Below are 3,932 nucleotides of genomic sequence, written 5' to 3'. Positions count from 1 at the left end.
TTTTTTTTTACTTCGTTCAGTTACGTATTGCTAAGGTTCAAATCGGAAGGCATTAGTTGGATGATTCCAGCGCCTGGTCCGTGGCGAAGACCATGCCGTGCGAGCGGGCAATGCACGAGCGGTGGCAGGGTCAGGTACGACGATTCGGTGACGACGGGAGCGTTATTGGAGGACATTGTTGCGTGTTCGGTTGACGTGGAGGGTAGGAAGGGCCTGTTACCAGAACCCCTCCCCCCTAAGAACCGTGCGTGCGACTTTCATCGCACACGGCTCAAGCATAATAAAAGCTCCTAAACAGGAGCCGGTTTCACAACTTGCAAACCAAGGCGATGCAGTTGAGAGTGACAGTTAGGGTGCAATAATACGCGATTTCCGAGGGCATCGCTGCCGCCGGCGACACGGTAAACTATGTGATGGTCATGCCATCCGGTCTCCATGTCCATCTCGTATCCACACAATGCACACAAGCCGCGTTGTTCCATGTACAACGTTGCAAACTGCTTTCGGTAGCGCATGTTCTTCAACATACGTTCCTGTCGCAGGTCTTCGCCGTACTCTTCCCATTGCGGATCGTAGGGGTGAAATTCTCCCTTGATTTTCTTGTGGCGCTCGATGGGTGTCCCGGCGAGCGAGTACAGTTCCATCACCTCCTTGTTACCATCCTTTGCCACGACGTCCGCAGCAAACACCCAGTTCCGATCCCCGACCGTTCGCCAATACTTCTTGCGAATCCAACCGAGGTTCTTGCTGGGATGTCTGCGCTTGGCCCACCGCAGGAGCCGCCAGGTCAGCAACGACTCCATGCGCGAGAATGCCTGCTTGGCAACTACGGGACTGTGGTATTGCGCCCAGCCTCGTAACATTGGGTTCAGCATTCGGATCAGATCCTCTTGCTTTACCATTAGACGTTCTCCGATCGCCTTCCTCAACTTTTCATAGAACGCGTTTGCGTTCTTTTACTTGGCTTAATGAGCAGTTTTCCCTGATATTTCCGGAAATTCCACCCTAGGAAGTCAAAGCCTTGGTCGATATGCACGATCTTGGTCTTCGTCTGGGAAAGACGCAATCCCCGAGTTGCTAGGAAGGTTTCGATCCAAGACTGGATTTCTGTTTTCAACAGTTCTTCCGAACCGCCGGTCACTATGAAATCATCCGCGTATCTCACGACACCGACTTTCAGCTTTTCGAACTTCGATTTTCCGAATGTTGAACCGAGGTGTTTTACCAGCCCCGCTTCTAATCCATTGAGCGTCCAGTTTGCCAACGCAGGGCTGATGATGCCACCCTGCGGCGTTCCCGCTGTGGTTGCCAACAACTGCGTCAGGTCTACTACTCCGGATTTCAACCACTTCCGAAGGATCGTCTTGTCCATGCGAACGTTATCGATCAGCCAGTCGTGGTTGATGTTGTCGAAGAAGCCCTCAATGTCCGCATCCAACACCCACCGTGCCGACGTTTCTTGGCACAACCGGCGAAAGATTTGAGACATCGCGTCTGCTGTCGAGCGATTCTTCCGAAACCCGTACGAGTTCGGATCGCTCCCGGTTTCGAGTACCGGATCGAGCGCCAGCAGATGCAACGCTTGCATGGCCCGATCCTTCATGGTCGGGATACCCCAGTGGGCGTTCCTTTCCATTCGACTTCGGTATATAGACCCTTCGTAATGGCTGGGGCCGATATCGGCGCTTCTCCAACTGCGCAATTGCCGCAAACTTCTGCGACGGTGTATCCCATAACTGCTGGTCCACACCTGCGGTGCGCTTGCCTTGATTCTCTGTCACTCGTTTGACTGCCAGCGCTTTCGCACTAAACGAGCGGGTCAGCCACCGTTGTAGGGATTTCACCCTGCGCCAATTGCCTTCCTGTGTCGCCTTCGTTAGACGGATCTGCATGACTCTTACATTCTTTTGAACGCGCCGCCAGTCGATGGTGGCCCATTCGGTGGGAACGTCCGAGGACGCAGAACCGATTGCACTGCTTTCGATTACTTTCATTGCTGAGCCTCGTCGTAGTTTTACCCGCCGAGGGCGCAGTTCTCCCCCGAAGGGAATAACTACATCCCTTCGGGGTTGTTAAAAATGGAACTACTTGTCGTCTATGTAGTCGCCAGCGACTATTACACCTGATGGAAGTCTGCACGCTTTCACGTTAGGACAAATTTTGAATCCCTATCCGATCCATTACAGATCGGCGTTCGCTTTTTCCATCTTCCCATACCCGCTCCGCCAAGGACTCCCCTTGCGGGTTGCTTGCCTATCTCCAGAAATCTAGATAGGCGGCGAGTCGGGCTTACCACGTTCCCTGCGATACCGGCACGGCCTTACTGCGCCGCACATGGCTGTTTAGGGTCTGACTATCCCCCGGTGGTTCAAGGACGACGTGTCCCCAGTTTGCACGGGGACATCCAACCACACACCTTTTGGTTCAGGCCGCCAGCAGATTGGGCCTGTCAATAGTCACGAGGGTTCAACCGTCAGTTCACGTTACGTTACCCATGCAGCCTCACCTAGCCCCTTACCGCTTTTCTGCTAGCAGTTTCCGCTCCAACACTCGCGTGGTAGAACGCCGTTTTACCGGGGGTACATTGTCATCGGAGCTTCACACCTTTCCGTTACCGGAAACGCATGTCCAATTAGGTGGCAGGTGGTCGTACACCTGGTCACGGTCCCCTTACCGTCCAGAGAACGGATTGGGGCGTGACAAGGCATCGCAGAACTTGCACGATCTTGTTGTTCCATCTTTGAACACGACAAAGATTGCCTTCGTCTTGTATCCCTCGGTGAGGAGTTCAGAGGCTCTGGATTTGTTTAAATTTCTTCATAACTTGTCGCAGAGAAACAACACATTGCGAACCCTTTAGAGGATGTGGATCGGTTTAGCGCGGTCCGGAGCAGTAAAAGACACTGTTCCAGACGAGTTAGACCCGAACTTTTAGCAACGTGATTGTTTGATTTTTATCCCAGAATTGCGGGCGCAACTTGGGAGCCCTCGGTGTTTAGATGCCAGTCCTTAGAGATTTTATTAACAAAATCAAGGACTTACCGATTGGCTTTCAGATGGGTACAGCTTCAAATTGCTGCCGCAAAGGCGGCGATCGCGACAACGTGTCGCACGCAAACCGCTATTGTAAGCCACCCTTGCCGCTCCCGCCTCGGCCGGCTCGATTTCTGTCGTGGGCGGGAAACGGTCGGGCGCCGCGCTCAGCGGCGCAGCTCCCAGCCGCCGTCGACGTCGATCACGCTGCCGGTGATAAAGGTATTGCCGGCCAGCATGACGATGACGTCGGCCACGTCCGCCGCCGTGCCGACGCGGCCGGCGGGCACGGCGGCGCCCATTTCCTCGAACAGGCGGCTGCGCTGCGCGTCCGGCACGCGGTGCCACCATGGGGTATCGATCACGCCCGGCGCCACCATATTGACGCGCAGCGGCCGCAATTCCGACGCCAGGATGGGCAGCATCGCCTCCAGCGCCCCGTTGATGGCGGCCAGGCCCGCCGTCCCCGGCTGCTGGGCGCGGGCGGAGATGGCGCCGACCAGCGTCGCGGAACCGCCGGCCGCGATGCCGGACAGGCTGGCCTGCAAGGCGTTTAGCTGGGGCCAGAACTTGCCGTCGAAGCCGGCTTGCAGCTCGTCGAGCGCCAGGTCGCGGAACGTGCCCGCGCCGGCCGCGCCGGACGCGCACACGACCAGGTGATCGAACGGACCGGGTGGTCGGCAAAGAACGCGTCGCACTGCGCGCGCCGGGGCGGCGTCGAGCTGGGCGAAGCGTACGCCGGGCACGTCGAGGGCGGCGCCTTGGCGGCATCGCGCCCCGTCACGGTCACGCTGGTCGCCCAGTTGCGCGACGCGGCGCGGCCGGCGCGGGCACGTTCCGCGACCTGGCGCTCGACGACTGTGAGCCGCTTCGAGCGGCAAGTTCTGGCCCCAGCTGGA

Annotated in this window: 1 protein-coding gene and 1 pseudogene; both read right to left on the bottom strand. The window is 57.1% G+C overall.

The window, feature by feature from the left end; all coding sequences use genetic code 11:
- Positions 1 to 290: 290 nt before the first annotated feature.
- Positions 291 to 1,994 (bottom strand): annotated as a pseudogene (gene ltrA / locus ACWNCF_RS00165) (group II intron reverse transcriptase/maturase).
- Between the two features lie 1,206 nt (positions 1,995 to 3,200).
- On the bottom strand, positions 3,201 to 3,932 hold a 732-nt coding region (locus ACWNCF_RS00160), incomplete at its 5' end, for an SDR family oxidoreductase (protein WP_449405598.1).

The organism is Massilia phosphatilytica, assembly GCF_977014125.1.
Note: the sequence above shows the minus strand (reverse complement) of the source record. Positions and strands in the feature narration are given on the sequence as shown.